The organism is Sulfuricurvum sp. (assembly GCF_041651515.1).
GTDB lineage: Bacteria > Campylobacterota > Campylobacteria > Campylobacterales > Sulfurimonadaceae > Sulfuricurvum.
The window spans coordinates 378,699-405,185 of sequence record NZ_JBAZJF010000004.1 but is presented as its reverse complement, the minus strand read 5'-3'; the positions used below and the strand labels follow the sequence as shown (position 1 = coordinate 405,185).

The following is a 26,487-nucleotide window of genomic DNA, read 5'->3' as shown; positions in this document are numbered from 1 at the left end:
GTATGGGTAGCGTATATATTACGAAAATTTCGGCTTTTTTGCCTAATGATCCAGTCGAAAATGATCAAATAGAAGAAGTGCTTGGGCGTATCGGCGGGGTAAAATCGCGTGCTAAAAATGTTGTTTTACGAAGCAACGGGATCAAGAGCAGATATTATGTACTGGATCCGAAAAGTCGCAAACCTCTTTTTACCAATGCTTCTATGACGGCACGAGCCGTGCAGGGGTTGGAAGATAGTACTTTTTCATTAAGCGAAGTCGGATGTCTGGCGTGCGGGACTACGTCACCGGATTATTTAATGCCCAATCATGCCCTAATGACCCAAGGGGAGCTTGGAATGGGTTCGTGCGAAGCGATCGCAACTTCGGGGATTTGTTTGAGCGGAATTACCGCAATGAAATACGCCTATATGACGGTAGCATCAGGTGAGCATACTTATGCAATATCGACAGGTTCTGAAATCTCTTCGATGGGACTGCGGGCTGAAATGTTTGCTTCCGAAGCGCTTATGGAAGAGTTGGATGTACTCGAAAAGCGCCCTGAAATTGCTTTTGGAAAAGATTTCTTGCGCTGGATGCTCTCCGATGGTGCTGGGGCGGTTTTGCTCCAAAATACCCCATCCTCAGAGGGAATATCACTCAAAGTAGAGTGGATTGATATCCTCTCTTACGCCGGAGAGATGCCTACGTGTATGGTCAGCGGTATGTTAAAAGACGATGCAGGAAATTATCAGCCATGGAGAGAGCTTGATCCGGCTTTATGGCTGGATAGCGCCGTATTTGCTGTCGAGCAGGATGTCAAACTTTTAAATGAAAATATTGTCTATTACACGGTCGAGAAACCGTTACAGGGTATTGTCCAAAAGCGGGGGATTCGTGCCGAGGAGATCGATTATTTCTTGCCCCACTACTCTTCGGAATATTTTCGCGATAAGATGGCAGCGGGACTGGAGCGAATCGGGTTTTCGATTCCAAATGAAAAATGGTTCACGAATCTGACGCGCAAAGGAAATACGGGGAGTGCTTCGATTTATATTATCCTTGAAGAGCTTTTTCACTCCGGAAAACTCCGTGCCGGAGAGAAGCTGTTATGCTTTATCCCCGAGAGCGGACGATTCTCTACCGGTTTTATGTTGTTAGAGGTGGTAGAATGAAACTCGATGAGGTCCCTCAGGACGATAATGTGATTTATCGCGGTGGACGAAAAGCGGTCTATGCGCAAGAACAAGACGGCGGATACGCAATTGCCCCCAGCAGCGGATGGAATGTTGAAGAGGTTGCTACCTTGCAGGCGGTGGATGAATTTCGCCGTTTGGAGCGTGAGGCGTGGAAATCGTTTTTAGATCACCGATCTTCGCCATTGGAGGTATGGATGTATCATCGGCGTATGACACTCCCTACTCTTTCACAGTGTTCAGGTTTTTGGCAATGGCAGGTAAAACGCCATCTTAAAGAGGGTGTTTTTAACGCGCTGAATCCCAAGAAGATAGCGATATACTGCGAAGTACTGGATGTTACCCTCGATGAACTTCATAACCCTAAGGAACCGGAATAATGGAATCTTTTGTTCATAGCCATTCGGCTCATTGCGAGAGTGGGGTTGTTTCGTCCCTATTGACTCATGCGGGATATCCGATCAGCGAAGCGATGGCATTTGGAATCGGTGATGGTTTGACCTTTGCCTATCTGCCGATTATTAAAATAGACGGGATGCCCCTTGTAGCGTATCGAATGCCGCCGAAGAATATTATCAAATCGGTTACCAAGCGGCTTGGATTGAACGTGGTGATGAAAAAATATCCTAATCCCGAACGTGCGCGCGAAGATTTGGTAGCACTTTTGGATGCCGGTAAATTGGTGGGATTGCAGACATCGGTATTTTGGCTCCCCTATTTTCCGCCGGAGATGCGATTTCATTTTAATGCCCATAATCTTCTTGTTTATGGAAAAAATGAAGAGGGGTTTTTAATCAGCGATCCGGTATTTGAGAATCCGGTAACACTCGCCTACGATGCTCTCGATAAAGCCCGTTTTGCCAAAGGGGTTTTTGCTCCCAAAGGGGCATGTTATTATATTGAGCATGTCCCCGCAACGCTGGATCTAGCCAAAGCAATCAAAACCGCTATCAAACGGACAGCCAATATGATGCTTTTCACCCCTTTGCCATGGGTGGGGCTGCGTGGAATGCGTCGGATGAAAAATGCGATTCTGAAGCTCCCAAACCATCCGCATAAACGGTATGCCTCTTTGTATCTGGGACATGTTATCCGAATGCAAGAAGAGATCGGTACAGGAGGCGGAGGTTTTCGTCTGATGTACGCGGCATTTTTATCTGAAGCGGCTGACGTATTAGGGAGAGATGAGTTGAAAACGGCTTCGGTGATGATGACCGAAGCGGGGGATAAATGGCGGCAGTTTGCCCTAAGTGCCTCTAAGGTGTGCAAAGGAGGCGAGCTTGCAGTCACAGAAATCGCATCAAAACTTCAAGAGTGTATTGATACCGAAGAGAAGGTATACCGTTTCTTGAGAGGGGTTAAATTATGAGTGAGAAAAAAAAGGTTTATCTAAACGGATTCAGCGCGGCATGTGCGGCCGGGGTCACTATCGAAGAGATATTTTCAACCCTCCTCTCGGGTAAAACGGCAATAACGATGCGAGAAGGTTACATTCACGGATCGGTTATCCCTGTGGGTAAAATTCCCCACCAAGATGATTTTTACCAACTTCTGATTCAGAATGTCGAGACCCTTTTTGCCAAGGTCCCCTCAATCAACCCCTCCGAAACGATGCTGTTGGTCGGATCGTCCGTCGGCGGTATGTGCAGAACCGAGCGAAAATTTTTGGAAAAGGGGGATGCCGCTACGTTTGATCCTTTAGAAGCATCGATTTACTCCCTTGCGGAAACCCTTCAACGTACGTTTGGGTTTAAATCGTCACTCTCGTTTTCGACGGCGTGTACCAGCAGTTCTGTCGCGATCGATTTTGCATATGATCTTATCCAAAATGGTATATACCGATCGGTTGTCGTGGTTGGTGCGGATGAACTGAGCCTCTCCGCTGTTAACGGATTTGACTGTTTGGGAATTGCATCCCGCGATTATGTCCGCTCTTTTGATGTGGATAGAAACGGTATTAATGTGGCAGAGGGGATTGCGGCTTTGGCCTTTTCCGATACCCTCTCTGCGGATTGTGTCGAATTGCTCTCTGCCGGGGTAAGCTCCGATGCCTATACTATTACCCATCCTCACCCCGAGGGAGCGGGGGCTATAAGTGCTATGACTATGGCATTGGAACGTGCAGGGCTTACCCCAGATGACATCGACTACATCAATGCACACGGTACCGGTACAATAGCCAATGATCAGATCGAAGCCGGTGCTATTGAAAAACTTTTTGGCTCCCGTCCCTATGTTGTTTCGACCAAAGCGGTGACAGGGCATACGTTGGGGGCGTGCGGAGCACTTGAAGCGGCTATCGGCGCTATGTCGATTTTGCATAATATTATTCCGCCGTGTGTCAATCTCACCTCTGCCGTTAATCCTACCCTCTCACATCCGCGTACTGCCACAGACGCAGAGGTAACGTATGTTTTATCAAACGCGTTCGGTTTTGGCGGCGGAAATGTTTCCATCCTTTTAGGAAAGGTCTTGCATGATTAATCTTAAAATTCTTAAATATGCACAGATCGCCGATGTGCAGAAATGTACGACCCTCAATGAAAAAACGATCGTTTCCGATATGATGCTTCGCAGACGGCTAACCCGTAATGCACGAATCGCTCTCTATCTTGCAGATCAAATCGGAGCAGAGCAAAATGCGGTTGTCATAGGAAACGGATACGGTGAAGTCTCCGAGACCTACGATATCCTTCGGGCAATTTATGAGAAAAGTTCATTAAGTCCGACGGCGTTTCAAAACTCGGTACATAATACCCCTGCATCGTACCTTTCTATTGTTGAGCAAAATCGCGGATACATCACTACGGTATCGGATTTACAGGATACCGCTTCGAGTGTCCTAAAAGTCGGTGCAATCAAATCGCTGCAGTACCCGCAGTTGGCATTGATGGTGACCGATTCAATCAATTTTGACCAGATTGCTGAAATAAATCACTGCGGGATAGAGTTTTTAGAAGGGGGGGCGGCATTGCTCGTTACCCGTACGAGCGAAGAAGCAACGATCACTCTGCGCGGTAAATCGTATCCGAAGTATTCGCGAACATTGTGGCCAATGCTTGAAATTATAGAGCAGTGTGAGTCACTTCCTGCAGGATGTGGGGCGATTATATCCATCGCGGTATGATGTGTCTCACAAAAATATCACATAATATGTTACCAATCTACACATACCTATTCATCTGCTAATTTCTTTTAATCCGTATAGTCCTTACCTAATTCATCCTATTTTCATGTTCAAGTGCTCTTAGAGTCCTTTTTTGACGTCAAATTAGAGCTTTCATCCAATAATAAACCGTCATATTACAAATATAATCCGCAGTATAAGAAAAAATTATTCTGTGATAACTTCGTGTTAAGTTTCAATTAATTTTATCACCCCTATAATGATGTTGTTAACGGATCGTTTACCGATTCGAACTATTAAGACTTTAGGAGAGTTTATGAAGCGTTCAATTAAATTAGCGGTTGCGGCAGCAGTTGCATTAACAAGTACAGCGGCATTCGCAACCAACGGCGATGCAATGATCGGTGTCGGTGCGAAAGCCGTCGGTATGGGTGGTGTAGGTATCGGTATGTCACATGGTGCAGAATCAGCACTTACCAATCCAGCGATGATTACAGCAGTCGAAGGGACTGAAATCTCTTTTGGCGGTACAGTGTTTATGCCAGATGTTAAAACAAATATTGGACAAGGTGAGACGCAAAGCGCTGCAAAATTATCTGTAATCCCTTCGGTTGCTATCGCACAAAAAGCAACCGATAATTTTTATTGGGGTATCGGTATGTACGGTGTAGCCGGTATGGGTACCGATTATCGTGGGACTAATAATAATTATTCTATGGTCACTAACTTACAATTAATGCAGTTTGTTGTCCCTTTAGCTTATAAAATTAATGGCTTTAGTGTCGGTGTAGCTCCAATCTTGCAATACGGTTCATTGGATATTAATTACAACACGACTGGCACTCCAGCTGGTGGAAGTACTACTAAAGGTGTTGCGCAAGATTTTGGCGTAGGTTATAATCTTGGTGTAGCGTATGAAACATCGGGTGTGACAGTGGGAGCATCGTATAAATCTGCTATTAATATGAAATATGATGGACAACTCTCAAATGCAAGTAAAGATTTCGGTCTAAATAATGGAGCTGGATTATCAGATAACTTGCAACAACCGGCTGAAATCGGTGTTGGTGCTTCATATAAAATGGATCAACATACTTTTGCGGCTGATTACAAAAAAATCAAATGGTCAAGTGCAAACGGCTACAAAGATTTCAAATGGGATGACCAAAATGTTTATATGATCGGTTATCAGTTTTCTCAAGACAACTGGGCGTTGCGTGCCGGTTATAACTATGCAAAAAGTCCTATTACAGCACAACCTGCAGCTAATATGATGACTCCTGGCAATTACGATGGAGCGGCGCTTAATACATTGAATCTACTTGGATTCCCTGCGATTATTCAAACCCATTATACTGTGGGTGGAAGCTATTCTTTCACAAAAGCAACGTCATTTGATTTAGCCTATGTCTATTCACCAAAAGTGACTGACACATATGATACCTCTGCCATGACGCAAGCGATGATTTATCGATCTACAGGAACTCCTTCTGCAGCAACAAGCAGTGTTACAACTTCTCACAGTCAAAAAGCTGTGACTGCACAACTTAACTTCAAATTCTAAGAAGTTTTTATTTTCTCTCCCATCTTCGGGAGAGGTTCACAATCCATTCACCTTTTAAAGCAATAATAATAAGTCAAATTCACTGAATTCTTATTATCGCTTTTTGATGGCTTTGTGATACAATAAGCGATTAATAACAGTTCACACTAATGTTAGGGAGACACAATGTTTAATAGACTTTTAATCGGCGCGGCGGCTTTATCGCTTGCAGCTTCAATGGCGTTTGGTGCCCAAGGGGTAAAGTTTTATGTCGGAGACGGCGATAAAGAAAAAACATACATGAGCATGGTAAATGAAAAAGTCGGGACGATCGGATTTGTCCTTTCTGATCCGCATGAGCGTATCAATGACGGGTATAAAACCAAATACGGTTCTACCAATCTTGATAACCTTGGATTTTTCTCAATGATGAAAGATTCTGTGGTTGGGCCATTGTTGTTAAAAGAACCTTCATTGGGCGGTTTTTCTCCGTTTAACCTTCATATCTACAAAAAAATGGGTGAAGATAAAACCTACGTAGGTCACGTAACACCGGATACGATGCTTGATATCGTAGGGGTAAAAGACAAAGCGGTTCGTGCCACATTCGTTGCCTCTTTTACGGACCTTGATAAAATGGTTGAGCAAGAGATCGGTTCAAAAGTGCAAACCGTAGAATATACAGCATTGCCGGCTAAGCCGATGATGACGTTTGAAGTTCCGTTTGAACGCGGTGCAAGTTTGCAAAGTTTTATCGACGATTTCCAAGGAAAATTTGAAGCAAAATTTGAAGCAAACAAATACATCATTGCCGGGTTTAAAGATGTTAAAGGGGCAATGACCGATGCAAATATCGAATTTGGTCGCTATGATGCATATTGGGTTTATTCTCTTTGTCATTTCAAATTCTCAGAAGGTATCTTCAACCAAGGGCGTCCTGATGCAGGTACATTCGCTCCGTGTTCTATGTACATGTATATCGAAAAAGGCTCTAACAAACTTATGGTCGGTATGCCTCGTCTAGAAAACTGGATTGCCGTAATGGGGATCAAAGATCCTAAAATGGTGGATTCGATTCACGCATTGGATAAAGAGATTACAGGAATCATGACAGAATTAGGAGCTAAAGAGCTATGAAAAAATTCTATACCCTAATCGCTACGGCAGTTATGATCGCATTCTGCGGATGTGCAGGTACAACGCCAGAAGCGGAAGCCGGAGTAAAAATCGAAAAAGAGGTAGCTACCTATAAAATTGCCCCTTACGTCAGTGTAGACGAAGCCAAAGCAAAACTTGCAGCAGCCGGTTTTGAAGTGGTGGGTAGCTATAAACCTTTTGAAAATGGAACAACCCTTTTGTTTACAAACAATGCGATGAAAGCAATGGCAAACAAACCTTCTCGTGGTTTAGCTGCGGTTGGACGAATCCTTGTTGACGATGAGCGTAAGCAAATCAGTATTGCCAATCCGGTTTATTTCGGAAAAGCGTTTATGCAAAAAGAGTACAGCCATGCAACCGCATCTGCGGAATTGGCAGCTCTTGAAAAAGCGTTTGGTCCTTGCAAAAACTCTGGCGACAAATGGGAATTTGATGGGTTGGCAGGATACCATTTTATGGTGGGTATGCCCTATTATGAAGATATGGATCTTGTCGGTGAAGGTTCAACGGCTGATTTGGTTGCCAAAGCGCAAAAAGCCAAGGGGACGACTGCAGTTGTCAAAATCGGTGAAGATCGCTACGTTGCATTTGTAGAGTTGGATCGCCGTACGAACGGATTTTTGAAAAAAATCGGTACTCAAAACGGAGAGATATTGCCGTGGGCGGTATTGATTGAAGGTGGACAAGCAAAAGCGTTAAGCGCTAAATATATTATCGCTATCAGCTATCCTGCATTTACCATGACAGAGTTTATGGGAATTGCTACTGTTCCGGGTGCTGTTGCAACCGATATCAAGAAAATTTTTAAATAAATAGCAACTTTCCGCGTATGCGGGAAGTTACTCTGCTAAAACCGAAACTTCACAGACTCCAGCATAGCTTTTACAATCTCTTTATAATAGCTTTTTAGCATCTCTGAGCCTAATACTACCGGCGGTTCACCGTTATCGGAGCCTTCTCGGATATCCATATTAAGTGGAATTTGCCCTAACAGGGGAACGTTATAGCGTTTACTCAACCGTTCTCCACCGCCGCTACCGAAAATATCGTAACGCGTTCCGGTATCCGGGGCAATAAAATAGCTCATGTTTTCAACCAATCCGGCGATCGGGACGTGGATGTCTTGAAACATTCGGATAGCTCGGCTAACATCATCGGATGCGACGAGTTGCGGTGTCGTTACAATTATTCCGGCCGTAATCGGAAGTTCTTGCGCCATGGTGAGTTGAATATCTCCGGTACCCGGAGGCATATCGATGACCATGAAGTCGAGCTCTCCCCATGCGACATCTTCGAGAAATTGGATCAATGCCGAAACTGCAACCGACGAGCGCCAAACAAGCGGAGTATCCGAAGTCGGTGTTGTTAGGGCGACACTCATAATTTTAATTCCGTAATTTTCACACGGAATAATTTGATTATCGTCATTCCAGCGGATTTTTTCCAAATCGGTATTGGTCAAACGGGGGACATTCGGGCCATAAACGTCTGCATCCAAAATTCCGACTTTATACCCTTGTTGCGCAAGGGCAATGGCCAGATTGACACTCACGGTACTTTTTCCGACCCCCCCCTTTCCGCTGGTAACTGCGATAACATTGGCAGCATACGGTGCACGATTATTGGGTGCGGCGCTGTTTCCGTAATTGGTATCTTTTGGGGCGGTACTTTTCTTGGTAATATCAAGCGTTTTAAATTGAGATGCGAATTCGGTTTCTATTGCGGTTTTAACGGTGAGGTAGGATTCATCGCTAACGGTTAGAAGCTCTACCTTTGCATGATTATCGGTAACTTTTACCTCAGAGATAAGTTTTAGCTCTCCCAACGTTCGGCTGAGTCCCGGATAGGGGAGTGCATGGAGTGCTGATTCGAGATCTTTAGTGTTCATAGGGGTTTCCTCTGCTTTCACGCGCGAGAAGCGCTTTGGTGCCGGTGGCCTTTTGGGCAAGTTTGGCTAATGCGGTTCGAGCCCCGGGGTATTCAAGGCTAAGACGGTGATAGGTGGATATCCGCTCATCGATAAGATGGTTTATAGAGGTGATCACATCGTTGGTGGTTCCGATTTTATCTGATTCGTTGAGGAGATCTTTGATCAACATTTCACGCGAATGCATTTGTAAATCCAAACCATTGGCTCGGCCTATAGCGATAAAGTCTCCGGCACTGAGATAAAGTCCTGAGAAAAAAGTATTTAAAAAATGATTTTCCAGCGAGAGAAATTTACTTCGCTCTTCATGATGATGACGCTTCATGCGCGACTCTTTAGATTGGCATCGGCGGCTTTGGTGACATCGACATCGTTATCGCCCAGTAATCGTTCAATGATGTCGCGAGGGGCGGCACGGTTCTCTGCCAGACGCATCCGTACCATTTTATCATTATCATCAGCAAGTATTTTAAGCAGTTTAACCGGAGTATTCGGATTGCCGGAAAGTCCGTCTCGGACAATTTTTTCATCATTAAAGAATTTTTCAAGTACGTCACTTGGGGTAGAAGGGTTGGTGGCAACCAGCGCGCGGACAAGATTAATCGTATCATTGGCAAGGTGGCGCAATACTTCGACTGGGGTGTGTGGATTTTTGGCAACGGCCCAGCGTGCTCCCATATCGATCGGATTTTGAGAAATATCGATCAGCAATGCAACCATAATAGGGCTGTATTCACGATCGCGTTCGTATACCGAAGTTCGGAGTGAAAGATTCATTGCGACTTGGCCGACAAGTTCTTTATGATTTTTAAATGCATTGTAAATTATTTCAACTTCTTCAATTGGAAGAGATTTATCCTCAAGCAATTCGATTAATTTAGTGATATCGGATTGTTCTATGGCTGTAGTGAGAGTATCGATGCCCATAGGGAGACTCCTTGATGGTTTTGTGATATAAAAGTAATTGCTATACTATCAAAAAGTGATTAAATTGCAGGTATTAATCATTAGACGTAAGGCTAAAAACAGAGTAACACGTATAAGAAAACGTAAAAAAACATTGAGTAATGGGTAGATTACAAATTGTGATAAGTATGTAACAATTTGTAATCTATGTGACGATTTAAAAAAGCTATTTACCATGTATTAAGAGATAGGCATCTATAATTGGTGCGGTAATTCAAATATATTAACGCACTACTTGTGTGCACAATTATAAAGGAGCACGGATGAACAGATGGTTAAAATCACTCTGCGTGGTTGCATCAATATCAGCATCATCGCTGATGGCAGCCGATGGCTATACTAATAAGGATATCCTTATTAGCGCCGATGAAGCAGTGAAATTGATTGGCAACCCAAAAGTGATGTTTGTATCAGGGGATAATGAAGACGTATATGCCATTGGTCACATTAAAGGATCAGTCGGGATGTTTGCTCATCACCTACATGAGTCGGATATTACAGGAAATATGGAATGTGCACCTTTGTACCGCTGCGTAGATGATGCTGAAAAGCTTATCGGCAGCAAAGGGATCACAAATGATATGACTATCATTGCATATGATGACTTTAAAGGTCCGAATGCGACAGGTGTATACTCTTTCTTTAAAAGCTACGGACATAAAAATGTTAAAGTTTTGACGGGCGGACGCGCAGCTATTATGGCAATCGATCCTGCACAAAAAACATTTGATGGGCTTAAAAAAGATTTAGCAGCCGCTAAAAAAGCATCTAAAGAGTCAAAAGAGAAGCTAAAAACTGCTGCAGATGCTGATAAACCAGCGTTAAATGATGCTATTGCAAAAGCTGACGCCGATGCAAAAGCGGTCGCTGCACATATGGCAGAAGTTGAGAAAACACTTTTGGTTGTCAAAGGCGAAGAAGTCGATCAGCCTAAAACCTATAAAATTGATCCTAAAAAAATCGATTATTCCATTATTGCTGATAAAGTTGAAGTCAAACATGCAATGGATGATATTCTAAAAAATGGCAAAAAATCTAAATATGTTATTATCGATTCTCGTGCAATCGCCGAGATTATCGGTGAACGTAAAATGGATAACGTTGCTCGCGGCGGTCATATCCCAGGTTCAACATTTATCGAATGGAATCAAATTTCGGATATCGATAACAAGCTCTCTTTTAAACCGGCAGACCAATTGAAAAAAATCTATGAGTCTTATGGTGTTACTCCGGATAAAACGATTTATGCGTATTGCCAAGTAGGTGCAGGCCGCGGATCTGAAAATATTACGGCGCTTCAATTGCTCGGTTACAAAAACGTCAAAGTTTTCACAGGAAGCTGGGATGTTTGGGGTAACGACATGAACCTCCCGATTAAACGATAAGGCACAACTATGACAAAAGTAATGAACAATAACCGCCGTGACTTCCTGAAAGTATCAGGGATGACGGCAGCATTGGTGGCTTCTCAAGGGTCACTTTTTGCTAAAACAAACGTAATGTCTGTTGAAAACGGCAAAAGCAATTACCCAAATACCAGTTATTCAGAAGATATGTACCGCAATGAATTCGCATTTACCTATGGTAAAAAAGAGGAACACGGATTTGCATACCACTGTGTTAACTGTCAAGGTAACTGTGCATGGGAAGTATGGTCACATAACGGGGTAGTAACCCGTGAAAACCAATCGGCTCGCTATCCGGTTATCAACGCAAAAATCCCTGACTTCAACCCACGCGGATGTAACAAAGGGGTTCAGCACTCTCAAGTAATGTACCAAAAAGATCGTATTCTCTATCCGATGGTTCGTGTCGGTGAACGCGGAGAAGGCAAATGGAAACGTGTTAGCTGGGACGAAGCAGCTGAGCGTGTATGTCAAGAGATTTTCAATTGTATGACAGACCCTGAGCGCGGACCGGATAAATTGATGGTACATGCGGGAACAGGTCTTCTAACCGAAGGGCGCCGTGGTGCACCATTGCGTTTCTCTACTCAATTGGGTGCGATCCGTATTTATCCATCATCCTATCTTGGAGATATGTTCTCCGGTGCGGCAATCGCATACGGTGAGGGTAACGTCGGATGTACATGGGATTTCATGTATAACGTCGATACTGCAGTTATGTGGGGTGGAAATCCATCGGTTTCTCGTATCCCGGATGCTCACTTCGTATGGGAAGGGAAATATAACGGTGCAAAAATCATCGTTATTACCCCTGAGTTCAATGCGACAGCAAAATCTGCTGACCTTTGGATCCCAATCAAAGCGGGATCCGATAATATCTTGGCAATGAGTGTTATCAATATTATCCTTAACGAAAAACTTTTCAAACCTGAATTTATGAAAACGTTTACCGATCTTCCATTTTTGGTTGATGTCAAAACAGAAAAAATGATCCGCCGCTCCGACATGGAACATGCTGCGAATGACGAAGATCATCATAAATTTGAAGAGCAATTCTATTCTATGAACAAAGCCACCGGTAAAGTTGCCTTGATGCCGGGTTCTGAGGGAAGTGCAATTAAATCGCTTCGCCTTGATGAACAAGGGATTGAACCGGAGCTTGAAGGCACTTGGACAATTACCGATATCCATGGTGACAAACGTGAAGTAACGACTGTTTTTGAAATGTTGAAAAAATCGGCGGCAAAATTTGCTCCGGAAGCGACTAAAGATATTACAGGCGTTCACCCGGATACAGTACGTCAATTGGCACGCGACATCGCATTGCCAAAAGTCGTTGAAATTACAACCGGTTTCTCATTGAACAAATACTTCAACGGTGTTATGACCATTTGGAATATTGCATCTATCTGTGGTTTGACCGGACGTATGGGACCATACGGCGGACTCAATACAGAAAATGAGTTTACCCTTTCAGGCCTTGGTGCACTTTCCGGCTTTAGCGGAAAATACAATGCCCGTTTCGGTTCAGGATTTGTGGGTGAATTCGTTTTCGGCGACGGGATGAAAACGTTCGATCAGTATTTCAGCGATGAAGACGTTAAACGCGCACAAAACGGTATGTCTAAAAAAGAGTACATGGCGGTTGTTTCAGAAATGCTTGGACATGGTAAAAACAATAAAGAGAACTTGGATTCTAAACACGGAAATATCAATAAACCATGGTGGCAGCCGGATTGTGCGCTCATCGTTGCTGACTCTAAATTCCGTCGTAACAAAGGGAATGAGTATCGTAAAGCGTTCCTTTCTAAAACGAAATTCTACGGTTATGTTGATTACCGTATGTCAGAAGCGGCACAATATGCAGACGTATTGTTACCGGCAAAATCGCACTATGAGGTTTATGACCTTCGTACAAGTCCGGGTTACCACCGTTTTACCAATCTTGCTCAACCGGTAGCGGATATCAAAAATGTCGGTGAAGCGATGGATGAGTGGTCAATGTTTACGTTGCTCGCCAAAAAAATGGAAGAGCTTGCTAACCGACCTGAAAATATCGATAAAGCAAAAGTAAAAGATCATCCGAAATATGCGAAACCGGGTTTCCATGACTTGACGATTTTCCACAAAGAGTACACCAATACCGATGCTGAGTCTGAGGGTGCGGGTGAAGTCTATCTTGGAACTGACAAAATGGCAGTACAAGCGGCACTGGAAAAATGTGAGCAATACGAGCCATGGACTATGGAAAAAATGTACAAAGTGGGCGGGTTCTTGCTTCTGAACGAAAAAGCGGCAAAATCTTCACCGTTATATTCCGATCGTCCGTACAGTTCAATGGAATTCAACCTCTATAAATTTGAGCGTCTTGATACAATCTCTGGCCGCCAAACGTTCTACGTTGATCATGATATGTATATCAAAATGGGTGCGGCAACGAATACCGGTATGGAGGGGATCCGTCCTCAGTCTAAAGACTATCCGTATGTATTCATGACGCCGCATGCTCGTTGGTCAATCCACTCGAACTACAAAACGTCACGTACGTTGCTACGTCTTCAACGCGGTGTTCCTGCGGCACAAGTCAATCGTGTGGTTGCTGAAGCAAAAGGGATCAAAGACGGTGATACTATCCGTATTTACAATGCACTCGGTGAGTTCTATGCAATGGCAAAACTCTCTTCTTCCGCTCCGGCAGATGGATTGGTGTTAGAGCATGGATGGGAACCGTACATGTATTTAAAAAACAAAGGGCACAATGAAGTTGTACCAACATCATTGAACCTTCTTGAAATGGCAGACGGATGGGGTCACCTTAAATTCGGTGGTCTTTGGGACGGTAACCAGTATGCATACGACGGTGCCGTGAACTACGAAAAAGCAAAAGACGTACAGTACTAAGGGGAATAGATGTCTAAACGACAATTAGCAATGGTAATGGACCTGAACAAATGTATCGGGTGCCAAACATGTACCGTAGCATGTAAAACGCAATGGACGAACCGTAACGGTCGTGAGTATATGTACTGGAATAACGTTGAGACGTATCCGGGTACAGGTTATCCTAAAAACTGGATGGAGCTCGGCGGCGGATTTGACGCTGCCGGCGATCTTCAACCGGGTGTGATCCCTAATCTTGAAGCAGATTACGGAGTACCTTGGGATTATAACTATGAGTCATTGATGGGCGGTATGGCGGATAGCCAACATTTCCACCCACACGTTTCTCCAACATGGGGACCGAACTGGGATGAAGACCAAGGTGCGGGCGCATTCCCACAAGACAACTATTTCTTCTACTTGCCGCGTATTTGTAACCATTGTACAAATCCGGGCTGTTTGAGTGCGTGTCCGCGTGACGCGATCTTCAAACGTGAAGAAGACGGGGTTGTATTGGTTGACTTGGATCGTTGTCAAGGGTACCGCTATTGTATCGCGGGATGTCCTTACAAAAAAATCTATTTCAATCCAAAAATCTCTAAATCAGAGAAATGTATCCTTTGTTTCCCACGTATTGAGCAGGGGTTACCGCCGGCGTGTGCGCAACAATGTGTTGGACGTATCCGTTTCGTCGGATTCTTGGATGATGAAGAGTCACAAGTGTATAAATTGGTACACAAATACAAAGTAGCTCTTGGATTGCGTTCAGATTACGGCACGCAGCCAAACGTATACTATATCCCTCCGACCGAATCTCCTGCGAAATTTGATGCAGAAGGTAAAATTATCGAAGGTTCAACCCGTCTTCCAATCGAAGAGCTTGAAAAATTGTTTGGCCCGGCCGTACACGATTCAATCAAAACATTGAAAGCGGAGATGAAAAAACGTAAAGAGACAGGAGAGAGCGAATTGCTTGATTTGTTGATCGCGTATCAACATTCCGATATGTTCCGTCTTGATAATAACTACTACCAACAAGTCGCTCGTGAGAACAAGCGTAATCCATTGGCACCGGTCGATACTCGATATGTTGCCGGTAAGTTTACCAAAGCTGGAGGGCACCACTAATGAAAAAACTATTAACCACTATTCTTTCATTGGGTGTAGCAGCTTCGGCTGCACTAGCAGCTGATACCACTATCAATGCGGTAAAGGTAAGTGATTCCGTTGCTGGTATCACTGCCGATTCAGCGTTGTGGTCAAAAGCAAAATTTTCGACGGTAACGTTGTACCCACAAACCGCAATTCATATGAACGACAAAAAAGCGAATGCCCTTAATGAAGGGAACAAAGCAAAAAATGCTCAAGTAGCCGCATTGCATGATGGTAAAAATATTGCATTGTTGGTCAAATGGGCGGATGGCACCAAAGACGTTCAAGGTGCCCTCTCTACCAACACTTACAGCGACGGTTTTGCTATCCAATTCGCCGGTGCAACTAAAAAAGCGCAGCCTCTTCCGTATATCGGGATGGGTTCCGACGGTCGTCCTGTAGTGGTTCATTTGCAAAAAGCAACGGCAAGTGTTTATGAACCAAACGGAAATAAAGACGTTGAAACACAAATCAATCGTAACCAAACAAACTTGTTTGGCAAAGATTTAGCCGACTACGATGCGAAAGTAGCTGCATTGGCGAAAACCGATTATGCACGTACATTTGTAGGGGAAGGATTCCGTTCTTTGACCGAGATCAAAGACGGTTCTTCTAAATCGGCATCTGCAATGGTATACGGTGCAAATGGCTGGAGCGGAACATTGTCTCGCCCGCTTAAAGATGAATATCTCAACAGCACAGGGACCGTACCGGTTTCTATCGCCGTGTGGGATGGCTCAAAAATGGGTCGTAACGGATTGAAAAACCTCTCTTCATGGCTTGCTGTGAACTTAGAGGGGATGAAGCCGGATGCTAAAGTGGTAGCAGAAGCTACTGAAACGGCAAAAGGAAATGCGGCAAAAGGTAAAGAAGCGGTAGCGGCTAACGGCTGTGCCGGCTGTCACCAAATTGAAGCAACCGATGCGCCAAGTTTTATGGGGCCATCATTGCAAAATGTAGGTGGATACGCTACTGTGGCGTATTTACGGGAATCAGTTCTAAAACCATCAGCGGTTGTTGTGCCAGGTTATAACCGTAACGCACACTCAAATACCCCATGGTATAACATTGAAAAAGGGAAACGTGTATCTGCAATGACGGATTTCAGCTTCTTGGACAAAAAGACGGTTGAGGATATCGTAGCGTACCTCAAAACTCTCAAAGCGGAGGTAGAATAATGAAAAAGATTGCATTGTTGTGCGCCGCACTGGTTTTCAGTGCGTTTGCGGCAGAACCGGAAGCGCAAGAATTCGATGGTCTTTTGACCACTCCGGCATGTGCTGCTGAGGGTGCATTTGCCGATTGTTATTTGGAAAATTACAGTTGTGGATCAGATGGTTGTTTTAAAAAATCTGAAGCCGGCTCAATGAAAAAAGTACCATTAGCATTGTTTCAACACAATACCGGTAAAACATATATTGTTGATGTAACAAAACTTAAAGCATCAGAGCTTGGGGAAGGATACAATAAGAACGGTGTTGTAATTGTCGGTATCTATGATGAAGCGACGAATACGATTCATGCAACTGAATTTAAAGCACCGCCTCCACCAAAAAAATCATTCTTCAAAGGGTGCTTATAAACACCTATCAAACCCTTCGGGGTTTGTCTAGTAATTCTCTAAGCTTGGGCGACTCAAAGCCTCTATATGACACAATCCCGTAACTTTTTTAGGAACTACTGATGAATAATGAATACCGTCTTTATATCTATGCTTTTTTGTCGCGTGTTATGAGTAATATCCCCGATCGTCGTTTTATCCATGATCTTAAAAATAATCAGAATTTACTTGAGATTATCGGTGAAGAGACAAAGAATTGGATCAGTGTGAGCGATGATGAAGCGCTTCATGAAGCGTTAAATATTGATTACACCTCTATGTATATTCTCAACACGCAGCCTGTGGAGTCATTTGTACTGGATGCAAAGAATGAAACTCTGGTAGGTTTACAGAATCCGGTTATGGCATTTTATTTTAATCACGGTTTTGAAGTCAATATGGATCAGACGGAGTTGATGGCACCCGATCATTTGTCTATCGAATTGGCATTTGTTCAAACCTTGATTTATCGAGGCGAGGTAAAAGGTCAGTTTGAATTTCTGGATCAACATTTAATTCCCTGGGTTATTCCCTATATGATGGGGATGAAAAGTATGGCAATGACACCATTCTATCGAGACATATGTGATTTTATGATTGAATTCTTATGTGCCGATTATGAATATTGTGTAGGAGTTCAGAAGGGTGAGTAACATTAATTTTATCCAAAAGAGCAATCTTTTCAGCTATACGGCGACCCGCTGTTTGCGTAATGAGTATTACCACAATGATTGTACCCTTTGTATTGACACGTGCCCTAAGGGTGCCTTTCATATTGTCCGGAATAAATTGACTCTGTTTGAAAATGAGTGTGTCGAATGTGCAGGGTGCATCGGTTCATGCCCAACCGAAGCATTGGAGATTGAAAGTTTCGATCCGAATCAATTTGCCGCATCTTATCAGCATCAAACACATCCCTCCATATCGTGTAAAACGTTAACGCCGTGTTTAGGGGTGTTTGATGTGGATCATTTGCTTGTGATGGTATTGCGAAGTAAGAGCAATATTGAGTGTGATATGAGTCATTGCAGCGGGTGTGTTTTGAATGAAAACGGCTCAATGGAAAAGTCAATTCGTTCCAAAATTGAAGAAGCCAATACCTTTTTAGAGAGTGTCGGGTTTGAATATCGTGTTACGACGCTGGATGTCAAAGAAGAGCAAGCCGATCGCCGCGCACTCTTCCGCAAAGGGATTGAAAAAGCCAAAGAGGTTATTTCGGAAAAAGGGGTTGTCGCTCTATCGATGACGTCGGCGCATCATGCAATGCCGGATGTCCGTATGCCGCTAAAACGGATATTGCTTAAAAACTCCCTCAAAGAGCATGTGAGTGAGATGAGTCAAACTGCATTGGAAGGGGTAAGTCCTCTTTTCTTTAATAAACAGATTGACTTTAATGCTTGTACCAATTGCGGTGAGTGCACGCAGTTCTGCCCCACCGATGCACTGTTTCCGACAGCGGATAAACAAGGGATCTACTTTATGCAAGGGAAATGTATCGGATGCGGTATATGTGAGGATATTTGTAAACCTAAAGCGATCATCTCAAAAGAGGGGATTGATTTGGTAAGTATTGCATTTGATCGCGCCGAGCAACTGGTTCACTATGAGATGGTGACGTGTCATGAGTGTCGCTGCCCTTATCCGTATAAAGGGGGCGATCCGGTATGTGATCGCTGCTCCAGTTTTATGGCGAATCATGCCAATATGTTTACTATGGCTAAGGATTTATAACCTATTTCTTTTCTATAGCCTCTTTCGCCCCTTTAATGGCACCTTCCATCGCCGATTTGGCGACGCTCCATGCCCGTGTGCCCATCGCTTTTGCTTCTTGGGCTGATTTTGACTTTAACAATTTTGATCCTTGTTCCGTAACGCCCCGTTTGAGTTTTGAGAGACGGGTTCGGAGTAATTCAACCGTCTCTTTGGAGAGATGGGACAGCTCGTCGGAGTTTTTGTGTACATCAGCACTGATAGCTTCAAGTTGTTTGATGGTGTTTTCAGAGTTGTGGCTTCTAAGCGCATGAAAAATTTGCCCGTACAGGGTATCAATACTGTCGAGTTCTTCCTCAATCTTTTTATATTCTTCACGGTAAAGGGCTTTTACTTCATCGGGTACAAACAGGAGGTATTGACGGAACTTTTCAATTGATTTAATAAGGGCACTTTGAATCCCTTCGAGCGTGCCGCGATAGATAGCATCGCCTTGGTTTGGAGTAGCTTCTCCGATATTGATGGCACTTTGCAAAATACTTGATAAAATGCGTCGGATGCGCACGGCATTAAGGACATTTGCATTAAGGGTTTGAAAGGTAATTTCTTTAATTATTTCATGAAGTGTCTCTTCAATATCCGACCCTTTTTCAAGGGTTGTAATGATGGCACTTTCCGTAATCTCTTCGAGTATATTGAGCAAATCAACCGACTGAATCTTCACCTGATGCAATTTTTCGAGCATCTCATCAGAATCTCCGATATGTTTTTCGAGCGCATCAAAAAGAGTGTATTTCAGATGTTGTAACTCTTCACTTTTACGTATAATTTGTCGTTCTAGCCGCTCTTTTTGAGTGATAAGATCTTCGAGCTCACTGTGAAGGGTTGACCCCTCTTCTTCGAGAATGGCACTGGTAAATGTTTTAAGCTCTTGCAGAGAAAGGCTATCAACATCCATAGCCCATTCGCTCTTCAGTGTGTCAATAACGGAGGCTATTTTGGTGTCGATATCCTCGGATTGAACTTTGCGATAGTGAACGGCAACGTCACATTTAAATGTTTCGAGATTCATACTGATCCTTTATAACACCATTTTAACATGGGGATGTGCTTTAAGTGCCTCATAAAAATAGGTGCGTTCGTCCTCATTATGCACCAACAGTTCTAAGTTCATGCTGATATATTTTCCGCTTTTACTGCTGTTAGAGGGGTTGAGCGAATAGGTGCGTTCAGAAAATATTTCCAATGCGGCTATTTCAATGCCGGCACGCTCATAGGCAACGACTTTATAGCACCAAGTGCAAGGGTAGTCTAACTCAAGCTTTTGGGTTGTTTCGTTGATAATCACCACTTTTGCCTCCTGATTTGGTTTCGAGCTGGATGGGACCGATCACCATCCCTTTGTCGATGGCTTTGAGCATATCGTAGATCGTCAGAAGGCCGATACTGGTCCCTGTGAGGGCTTCCATTTCGACTCCGGTTTGACCGCTCAGTTTTGCTGTGACGCTAAGGCGAAACCCGGGTAACTCAGGGAGCTCATCAATATCGCAGTTGACACCGCTAAGGTTTAAGGGATGGCACATCGGGATCATGTCTGAGGTTTTTTTCGTCCCCATAATGGCTGCGATAACCGCCGTTTGCAATACCGGCCCTTTTTTGGCGGTTTGGTTGATAACCGCATCGAAGGCGTCCTGACTCATGGTGATAAGACCGCTCGCAACGGCGATACGTGAGGTAGTGTTTTTATCGGAAACATCGACCATTTTTGGGCGGTCACGTTCATCGAGATGGGTTAAATTCATAAGTGTATACCCTGCTTATAATCTTTTCCTTATTATAGCCTAGAGAGGTAAATCGTATTATGGTTAAAAAATAATCATAGGTAGGATAAAAATTGGGCTATAGTTTTGCCATGAGACTTTGGGGCCGTTGAAGAGCGGGTAAGACCAAGGCTCTCGTGTTTTTGTTTCGTCATTCCCGCGCAAGCGGGGATTATAAAAGTAGTAATAATTCAAAGAGGGGGAAAATATGCAAGATTTGGTACGAAGTTATACCGCCAATGCCCCGTTAATTCAAAAATTTATCCTTACCACGTTAGGAAATGTAAGTCTTAAAACGCTCAATGTTCAGTTGATCGAGAGATTGTATAAAACCTTTCCGAGTCTCGAATTGCTTTATAAATGCGATGAGGGTTTTGTCCAAAATTCACCCAATATTTATGTTAACCGAGAAGAACAGCATCATATCGGAGTAGATCGGTCATACCTGATTGATGAGATTGCTCTTGAAAAGGGGTATTACATCAGCGACCCGTATATCTCAACAGCAACGCGTTATTTATGTATTACCGTCGTATATGCAGTGGGGGATGGGTACCTCTTTTTGGATTTTCGGCTTCGCAAACTTTTGGAGCGATTTGATCTGATCGAGAAAAACGATTTGTTTAAATATATGAACCGATCGTCTTATGCCATTATCGGTGGTGGGCTTCTTTTTTTCGGAATTTTTGTTGTACTGTACGGATTTTATACGTTTGCAGGGTATTTGATGGCAAGCGAACCGCTTTCCATTGATGCCGTCTTTAAGCCGATCATTGCGCTCACTCTAGGGTTATCCGTTTATGATTTGGGAAAAACGATATTCGAGCAAGAGGTTCTACCGAAAACGCAGCATGTGAGTGAGACGTTCAATGCAAAAACACTCCTCAACTTTTCGGTGTCGATTATTATCGCACTGTTGATCGAAGCATTGCTGGTTGTCTTTAAAATCTCGATCCATAACTATAAAGATTTGCCTTATGCTTCGACACTGATCGCGGCATTGGCATTCTTGCTATTGGTATTTGCGGTCTTTATTTATTTGGTTCGCAAAAGCGAGAAAGAGCCTCTTGATATTCGTGAGGGTGATTGAGGTTCGCAAACACCTCTTCATTATCGAATTCTACGTATCGGGTAGCGCGAGAGGCTAGTAGTTTGCCTAAACGGTGATCTCCCTCGTTCAGCATCCTTTCAAACTCTTCCAATAACGATCGATGATAGATACCGCACAGCGGGTGTGAACCTGTTTGTGTTTGGGCGATCACAGCATCTAATCCTTCTTCATCCGCATCCAGCAACGATTGAAAAATTTTCTGATCGATAAACGGCGTATCGACACTTAATACCATGATCCGCTCATCGCCGATGGCTCTAAATGCACTTACAAATCCTGCCGTTGGGGCATAGTCAACGTCGATAGGATCGAGGATAAAAGGGGCATCAAAATCAAATTTATCGGAGGTTTTGGTCGAAATACAGACGTTTTGGAAAAAGGGGGTGAGACGGCTGTATTGGTATTGGGTCAGGGTAGCAAACCCTCCGAATGGGAGGAGTGATTTATCCTCTCCCATGCGAGAACTTTTGCCCCCTGCAAAGAGGACACAGCTGAGAGGAAACATTATTGAGCGAACGCTGCTGCGAGAATTTTATCCATACCCGGTGTCGCACCGCTTTGGAGGTATTGAAGTATCAACGGAGAGAATTTAGCGATCATTGATGAATCCATTCCCAAGAGTGAAAACTGTGATCCTACATCTCCGGTTGAGAGCATCCCTGCCGGTACAGCGGAGAGGAGAGAGTTTACTTGAGGGACTTGTTTGGTGAGCGTTTTGAAATCTGAGGGTTTCATACTTGCTTTGGTATCGTTGAGGATCGCGGCAGTTCCTCCGATGGCTTGAGTCGGAGTAACGCCCAAAGAGGTTGTTAGAGTTTTAATCAACGGATTGGAGACCAGTTTTGTATCGACAGTCGGGGCAACAGCAGTTGCAACCGGAGCGACCGCTTGCATTGCAGAGCCGAAATCAAAAGCACTGGCATTAGAAGCCAATAGGGTGATGGAAACAGCAACAATAGAAAGGGTACGTTTCATCTTAAAGTCCTTTAGTGTGTAATGGATGCCGGATTAGCAATATATCCGGTAATCGCCGAAGCGGCAGCGACGGCGGAGTTTGCCAAATAGACTTTCGATGAGCGTGAACCCATACGTCCGACGAAGTTACGGTTGGTCGTTGCGACAGCTACTTCGTTATCCCCTAAGATCCCCATGTATCCGCCCAAACATGCACCGCAGGTCGGGTTGGAGACCACGCCGCCTGCATCGATGATGATGTCGATATATCCGAGTTTTGTCGCTTCGCGAACGATGCGCTGTGTTCCCGGAGTGACGATGAGACGGACATCGGGGTGAACACGCTTGCCTTTGAGGATTTCAGCGGCGATTTTAAGATCACTTAATCGGCCGTTGGTACAGCTTCCGATAAAGGCTTGATCGATTTTGATATGGTCGCTGACCGCTTGGGTGAGGCTGTGTCCGTTAGATGGCAAGAACGGATAGGCGATGACCGGTTCGAGAGCCGCGACATCGATTTCAAGAGTTTGGACATAAGTCGCATTCGCATCGGAGGTGTGGATTTTCGGTTCGCGTGCAAGAGGTTTGTCTGCGAGGAACTCGGCAGTGATTTCGTCATACGCTACGATACCGCTTTTCGCCCCCGCTTCGATCGCCATGTTGCACATACTGAAACGGTCATCCATACTGAGGTAGGGGATTGTGCTTCCGGTAAATTCTAGGGTGCGGTAGAGGGCACCGTCTACCCCGATCATGCGGATGATCTCCAAGATGATATCTTTTCCGGTGGTGTATTTGCCTGGTTTTCCGCTCAATACCACTTTGATAGACTCAGGGACTTTGAACCAGTTCCCCCCCGTGATCATTGCAAATGCAAGATCCGTCGAACCCATCCCTGTCGAGAAAGCACCGAGTGCTCCGTGGGTACAGGTATGTGAATCGGCACCGATAATAACGTCACCCGGAACGACCAACCCTTTTTCAGGGAGCAATGCGTGTTCGATCCCCATGTCTTTTTCGTCAAAGAAATGTTTCATCTGATATTTTTTGGCGAAATCACGGCTGATACGGGCTTGGTTCGCCGAAGCGATATCTTTGGCCGGGATGAAGTGATCCAAAACGATCGAGAACCCCTCCGGATTCGCGAGTTTAGTCGCGCCCGAATCTTCGAATGCTTTGATCGAGATCGGGGTGGTGATGTCGTTTCCGATGACCATATCGATTGGTGAGCGGACGATTTCACCGGCATAAACGGTGCGGCCTACATGGGCGGAGAATATTTTTTCAGTAATGGTCTGACGCATAATAAGTACCTTATAGCGGGGCTAAATAATAGCGCGATTATATCATAGTGAGACTTAGCTTTTTAGTGGATGTAATCAGCTATCTCGTTAAATGCTAGAGCTACATCCATCTCTTTCGACAATAAAATTGATGAGATTTTTAGGAATGTAGACGTGACAATTGCTTTGGCCATAGTGTTAGTCCTTTTTCCCTTAGGGAAGGACAATGTTTCTAATCAAATTGTCATTAAAATCGATAATTTAATCCAACAGTCCCGATCCAACGAGGTGCTAATTGAAATCCGTTAATATTCTGATAGAGTGGAAGCTGTAGAAAAGTATAAATTTTTAAATGGCTTGAGATATCAGCCGTTACTCCCGGGCTCGCATAAACAATTTTTCCGCCACTGTCAGTCGGAACAGCCTGATCTCCGGATTCTCTTTGATCATATTTGGCATTAATATTGAATTGAGGGGTAACGTTATTTAAACTAATCCAGCGGATTCCGACATCACCGTTAAATTGATTTCCTGGTTTGTACTGATCCCGCATATTCAGAGCTCTTTTGTATCCCACTTGCATAAAATAATCAAAATACTCATTTAATTCCGCAAATTGATATAAACCGAGGATTACATCAGTTGTACCCGTTCCTGGTTGCAATCCACGATCCAAAACACCACCGGCTCCTACTCCGGAAGAAAACGTCTGAGTATAGCTTCCGGTTGGAAGTTTTAATCCAAATTTTACCCCCCATGTACTATCCATTCCGTCAAGCTGATATCGACCGACAGCACGAATATCTCCAATGCTCTTTGTATGTGAATAGGTTAACTCTGTATCTCCAGGTGCAACAGTAGCATGGGAACGATCGACATAAGGAAGGGCGATATTGAATCCAAAAGGGGTTTCAGTTTTATAATCGACACTTAATGTTGTGTAATACTGTTTAGTGTATTGTTCAATTTCGCGGTCATTAGGCAAAGCCTTATCGCTATCGTTGACAAGATGTGTTCCGTTGCGGAGTTCACTTTGATTTATATAATCTTCTCGTAAATCTATCATGAATCCAGAAGTAGAAGTAAATCCTTGACTTTCCCATCCAGGGCTCATGGAACACCCACATGCTGAACAAGCAAAAGTAGAGTATTCAGCACCTAAAAGAAGTAAAATTAATAATACTTTATTAGCCTGACGCATTAATGACCTTTTTTACAATTATTGCATTCAAGTGTTACATTAGTGTTAAGTATATAACAATTTAGATTCTTGCTAGATGTGAGATTGGTGCAAAAAGCTATTTTCCAATCGGCAAGAGTCTAAATTATTGGGGTTGCTTAGGAATACTACGCTACTAAGAACGAAGATAATTATTGCAATAATAGCAATGAGAGATTTTTTTCCTCTCCCCCCCGCAGTTAACGGTGATCGCGATTCACGAGAGATCAGGGTAGTGATGTCGGAATTTTTGGCAAATATCTTTTCACACGCCGCTTCGCACAGCCCACACTGGATACAGCGGATGTCGAAGCCATGACGGATATCGAGATCAGGGATTGGGCAGATTTTGACGCATCCTGCACATTCGGTACAGTGATGTTCAGGGTCTTCGTACACATAAGTCAACCGATCTTCTATCGGCAGTATCGCGCACGTTGCCCCATACGGACACAGATAGGCACAATACCATCCTTGCACTATATATACTTCGGTGATCATTAACACGGAAAGGAGGATGACCAGCCATCCAGCGAAACTGAGTGTTTGGATCGAAATCAGAAGTTCCGTCGTATCGATTCCGTAGGAGATAAGAGAAAATAGCAAAGCCGATGCTAAAGCACTAAGGAGCGAAAAGCCCATTAGTTTGGAGACAAACGACTTTTTCTTCCCTTTAAAAACGCTCAAAAAATGGGCAAAAAAGGTATTTGGGCAGAGTGTTCCGCAATAAAAGCGTGATAAAGTCATTGCCGTGATGAGAGCAATTCCAAGCCCTAAAAGAATAGTGATTCCGATAAGAGCATACGTCCCTGTTTCGACCCCGATAAAAAGAAATTCGAGGCGATTGTGAGAAAAGTTGAATAATAAAAGATGGTATCCGTCCCATGAAATCCATGGGATGATGAGAAAGGGGATGAGTAATGCCAAAAAAGTTTTATTGTTGCGTAAAAATGTCATTACATCCCTTTTCGGTTCTGTTTCCAGCTATCGATCCGCTTTTCTATCGGTAGCGTACCGTTTTCCAATCGTCCCTCTTCAAGCCGCTGAATAAAGGCATGTAAAATTTCTTTATCCGGTAATGCGCCAAATCGTTTGACGACACTTCCGCTGTGATCGGCGATGAGGATGAGAGGGACGCTTTGCAGAATACCAAACGGTTGTGTGCGTTTAAGTTGTGAGGGATCATCGACACAGATACGAGTGATGGCGAGATGAGGATGATGTTTTTTTATCTCATCGAGAAGGGTGAGTGATTTGGTACATGGTGGGCACCAAGTGGTATAAAAAATGACGATTGAAGCAGAGGCGTTTGGTGAAAAATAAGGGGTATTTTTCAGTGATAGTGGTGTGCAGAATGCAGAAATAGCCATTAGAATAGCAAAGAATACCATCCTCACAGGAGAGCCGAATACGCGTTGAATCTTTAAGGAGGTCGTTCTCTTCATATGGGCTCTCT

General features: G+C 43.9%; 28 protein-coding genes. 16 read left to right on the top strand and 12 right to left on the bottom strand.

All coding sequences use genetic code 11. The features are described from left to right. Nucleotides 1-2: 2 nt before the first annotated feature. The 8 genes from WC407_RS10085 (at nucleotide 3) to WC407_RS10050 (ending at nucleotide 7,815) form a co-directional block, all read left to right on the top strand. Nucleotides 3-1,154 carry a beta-ketoacyl-ACP synthase III gene (locus WC407_RS10085; protein WP_373022510.1) on the top strand — a complete coding sequence of 384 codons (1,152 nt, stop codon included), beginning with the start codon at nucleotides 3-5 and terminating at the stop codon, nucleotides 1,152-1,154. Further along, a complete protein-coding gene (locus WC407_RS10080) occupies nucleotides 1,151-1,555 on the top strand; it encodes a hypothetical protein (RefSeq protein ID WP_373022509.1) in 405 nt (134 codons plus the stop codon). The genes WC407_RS10085 and WC407_RS10080 overlap by 4 nt, the downstream gene beginning before the upstream one ends. After that, complete coding sequence (locus tag WC407_RS10075) at nucleotides 1,555-2,544, top strand: BtrH N-terminal domain-containing protein (protein WP_373022508.1); 990 nt, start codon at nucleotides 1,555-1,557, stop codon at nucleotides 2,542-2,544. Before WC407_RS10080 ends, WC407_RS10075 begins: the two co-directional genes overlap by 1 nt. After that, nucleotides 2,541-3,659 carry a beta-ketoacyl-[acyl-carrier-protein] synthase family protein gene (locus tag WC407_RS10070; RefSeq protein WP_373022507.1) on the top strand — a complete coding sequence of 373 codons (1,119 nt, stop codon included), beginning with the start codon at nucleotides 2,541-2,543 and terminating at the stop codon, nucleotides 3,657-3,659. Before WC407_RS10075 ends, WC407_RS10070 begins: the two co-directional genes overlap by 4 nt. After that, the gene (locus WC407_RS10065) at nucleotides 3,652-4,302 is read left to right on the top strand and encodes a beta-ketoacyl synthase chain length factor (RefSeq protein WP_373022506.1); all 651 of its coding nucleotides are present in this window, start codon (nucleotides 3,652-3,654) and stop codon (nucleotides 4,300-4,302) included. Before WC407_RS10070 ends, WC407_RS10065 begins: the two co-directional genes overlap by 8 nt. A gap of 316 nt (nucleotides 4,303-4,618) precedes the next feature. Beyond that, complete coding sequence (locus WC407_RS10060) at nucleotides 4,619-5,866, top strand: OmpP1/FadL family transporter (protein ID WP_373022505.1); 1,248 nt, start codon at nucleotides 4,619-4,621, stop codon at nucleotides 5,864-5,866. A 165-nt stretch (nucleotides 5,867-6,031) separates the two neighbouring features. Then, complete coding sequence (locus WC407_RS10055; protein WP_373022503.1) at nucleotides 6,032-6,982, top strand: hypothetical protein; 951 nt, start codon at nucleotides 6,032-6,034, stop codon at nucleotides 6,980-6,982. Next, a complete protein-coding gene (locus WC407_RS10050; RefSeq protein ID WP_373022502.1) occupies nucleotides 6,979-7,815 on the top strand; it encodes a hypothetical protein in 837 nt (278 codons plus the stop codon). The genes WC407_RS10055 and WC407_RS10050 overlap by 4 nt, the downstream gene beginning before the upstream one ends. Before the next feature lie 35 nt (nucleotides 7,816-7,850). Here WC407_RS10050 and WC407_RS10045 read toward each other — a convergent pair whose 3' ends face one another. From WC407_RS10045 to WC407_RS10035, 3 genes are read right to left on the bottom strand one after another with little or no spacing between them, the layout of a single operon-like run. Next, the gene (locus tag WC407_RS10045; protein WP_373022501.1) at nucleotides 7,851-8,891 is read right to left on the bottom strand and encodes an Mrp/NBP35 family ATP-binding protein; all 1,041 of its coding nucleotides are present in this window, start codon (nucleotides 8,889-8,891) and stop codon (nucleotides 7,851-7,853) included. Continuing rightward, nucleotides 8,881-9,255, bottom strand: a complete 375-nt coding sequence (locus tag WC407_RS10040; RefSeq protein WP_373022500.1) for a hypothetical protein — start codon at nucleotides 9,253-9,255, stop codon at nucleotides 8,881-8,883. Before WC407_RS10040 ends, WC407_RS10045 begins: the two co-directional genes overlap by 11 nt. Beyond that, nucleotides 9,252-9,857, bottom strand: a complete 606-nt coding sequence (locus WC407_RS10035) for a hypothetical protein (protein WP_373022499.1) — start codon at nucleotides 9,855-9,857, stop codon at nucleotides 9,252-9,254. Before WC407_RS10035 ends, WC407_RS10040 begins: the two co-directional genes overlap by 4 nt. Nucleotides 9,858-10,159: 302 nt before the next feature. On the opposite strand from WC407_RS10035, the gene WC407_RS10030 reads away from it, so the two are divergent. The 7 genes from WC407_RS10030 (at nucleotide 10,160) to WC407_RS10000 (ending at nucleotide 18,665) form a co-directional block, all read left to right on the top strand. Then, nucleotides 10,160-11,281 (top strand): sulfurtransferase, encoded by a 1,122-nt coding sequence (locus tag WC407_RS10030; RefSeq protein ID WP_373022498.1) that lies wholly within the window; start codon nucleotides 10,160-10,162, stop codon nucleotides 11,279-11,281. Nucleotides 11,282-11,290: 9 nt separating this feature from the next. Next, complete coding sequence (locus WC407_RS10025; RefSeq protein ID WP_373022497.1) at nucleotides 11,291-14,203, top strand: molybdopterin-dependent oxidoreductase; 2,913 nt, start codon at nucleotides 11,291-11,293, stop codon at nucleotides 14,201-14,203. A gap of 9 nt (nucleotides 14,204-14,212) precedes the next feature. Next, nucleotides 14,213-15,310 (top strand): 4Fe-4S dicluster domain-containing protein, encoded by a 1,098-nt coding sequence (locus WC407_RS10020; protein ID WP_373022496.1) that lies wholly within the window; start codon nucleotides 14,213-14,215, stop codon nucleotides 15,308-15,310. After that, nucleotides 15,310-16,512, top strand: coding sequence for an ethylbenzene dehydrogenase-related protein (locus WC407_RS10015; RefSeq protein WP_373022495.1), 1,203 nt, complete (start codon nucleotides 15,310-15,312; stop codon nucleotides 16,510-16,512). Before WC407_RS10020 ends, WC407_RS10015 begins: the two co-directional genes overlap by 1 nt. After that, nucleotides 16,512-16,916, top strand: a complete 405-nt coding sequence (locus tag WC407_RS10010) for a hypothetical protein (protein ID WP_373022494.1) — start codon at nucleotides 16,512-16,514, stop codon at nucleotides 16,914-16,916. Before WC407_RS10015 ends, WC407_RS10010 begins: the two co-directional genes overlap by 1 nt. A 101-nt stretch (nucleotides 16,917-17,017) precedes the next feature. Further along, entirely contained in the window at nucleotides 17,018-17,587 is a 570-nt protein-coding gene (locus WC407_RS10005; RefSeq protein WP_373022493.1) for a molecular chaperone, read from the top strand. Then, on the top strand, nucleotides 17,580-18,665 hold the full coding sequence (locus WC407_RS10000) for a 4Fe-4S binding protein (protein WP_373022491.1): 1,086 nt from the start codon (nucleotides 17,580-17,582) through the stop codon (nucleotides 18,663-18,665). Before WC407_RS10005 ends, WC407_RS10000 begins: the two co-directional genes overlap by 8 nt. Nucleotide 18,666: 1 nt before the next feature. Here WC407_RS10000 and WC407_RS09995 read toward each other — a convergent pair whose 3' ends face one another. From WC407_RS09995 to moaC, 3 genes are read right to left on the bottom strand one after another with little or no spacing between them, the layout of a single operon-like run. Then, a complete protein-coding gene (locus tag WC407_RS09995; RefSeq protein ID WP_373022490.1) occupies nucleotides 18,667-19,716 on the bottom strand; it encodes a DUF6781 family protein in 1,050 nt (349 codons plus the stop codon). A gap of 9 nt (nucleotides 19,717-19,725) precedes the next feature. Next, complete coding sequence (locus WC407_RS09990; RefSeq protein ID WP_373022489.1) at nucleotides 19,726-19,992, bottom strand: YbeD family protein; 267 nt, start codon at nucleotides 19,990-19,992, stop codon at nucleotides 19,726-19,728. Beyond that, nucleotides 19,961-20,446 (bottom strand): cyclic pyranopterin monophosphate synthase MoaC, encoded by a 486-nt coding sequence (gene moaC, locus WC407_RS09985; RefSeq protein ID WP_373022488.1) that lies wholly within the window; start codon nucleotides 20,444-20,446, stop codon nucleotides 19,961-19,963. Before moaC ends, WC407_RS09990 begins: the two co-directional genes overlap by 32 nt. Nucleotides 20,447-20,672: 226 nt before the next feature. Here moaC and WC407_RS09980 point away from each other — a divergent pair, with 226 nt between their 5' ends. Then, the gene (locus WC407_RS09980) at nucleotides 20,673-21,554 is read left to right on the top strand and encodes a hypothetical protein (protein ID WP_373022487.1); all 882 of its coding nucleotides are present in this window, start codon (nucleotides 20,673-20,675) and stop codon (nucleotides 21,552-21,554) included. Here the strand turns inward: WC407_RS09980 and mobA are convergent. The 6 genes from mobA to WC407_RS09950 all read right to left on the bottom strand — a co-directional run bounded on the left by mobA (nucleotide 21,496) and on the right by WC407_RS09950 (nucleotide 26,476). Continuing rightward, a complete protein-coding gene (gene mobA, locus WC407_RS09975; protein WP_373022486.1) occupies nucleotides 21,496-22,080 on the bottom strand; it encodes a molybdenum cofactor guanylyltransferase MobA in 585 nt (194 codons plus the stop codon). The two genes, WC407_RS09980 and mobA, sit on opposite strands and share 59 nt — an antisense overlap. After that, nucleotides 22,080-22,550, bottom strand: a complete 471-nt coding sequence (locus WC407_RS09970; protein ID WP_373022485.1) for a DUF2780 domain-containing protein — start codon at nucleotides 22,548-22,550, stop codon at nucleotides 22,080-22,082. Before WC407_RS09970 ends, mobA begins: the two co-directional genes overlap by 1 nt. A gap of 11 nt (nucleotides 22,551-22,561) precedes the next feature. Then, nucleotides 22,562-23,833 (bottom strand): 3-isopropylmalate dehydratase large subunit, encoded by a 1,272-nt coding sequence (locus WC407_RS09965; RefSeq protein ID WP_373022484.1) that lies wholly within the window; start codon nucleotides 23,831-23,833, stop codon nucleotides 22,562-22,564. Nucleotides 23,834-24,059: 226 nt separating this feature from the next. Continuing rightward, on the bottom strand, nucleotides 24,060-25,013 hold the full coding sequence (locus WC407_RS09960; RefSeq protein ID WP_373022482.1) for a hypothetical protein: 954 nt from the start codon (nucleotides 25,011-25,013) through the stop codon (nucleotides 24,060-24,062). 72 nt (nucleotides 25,014-25,085) lie between these two features. Continuing rightward, nucleotides 25,086-25,988: a 4Fe-4S binding protein gene (locus tag WC407_RS09955; RefSeq protein ID WP_373022481.1), complete on the bottom strand. Its 903-nt coding sequence runs from the start codon at nucleotides 25,986-25,988 to the stop codon at nucleotides 25,086-25,088. Beyond that, nucleotides 25,988-26,476, bottom strand: a complete 489-nt coding sequence (locus WC407_RS09950; protein ID WP_373022480.1) for a TlpA family protein disulfide reductase — start codon at nucleotides 26,474-26,476, stop codon at nucleotides 25,988-25,990. Before WC407_RS09950 ends, WC407_RS09955 begins: the two co-directional genes overlap by 1 nt. Between the last annotated feature and the right edge of the window lie 11 nt (nucleotides 26,477-26,487).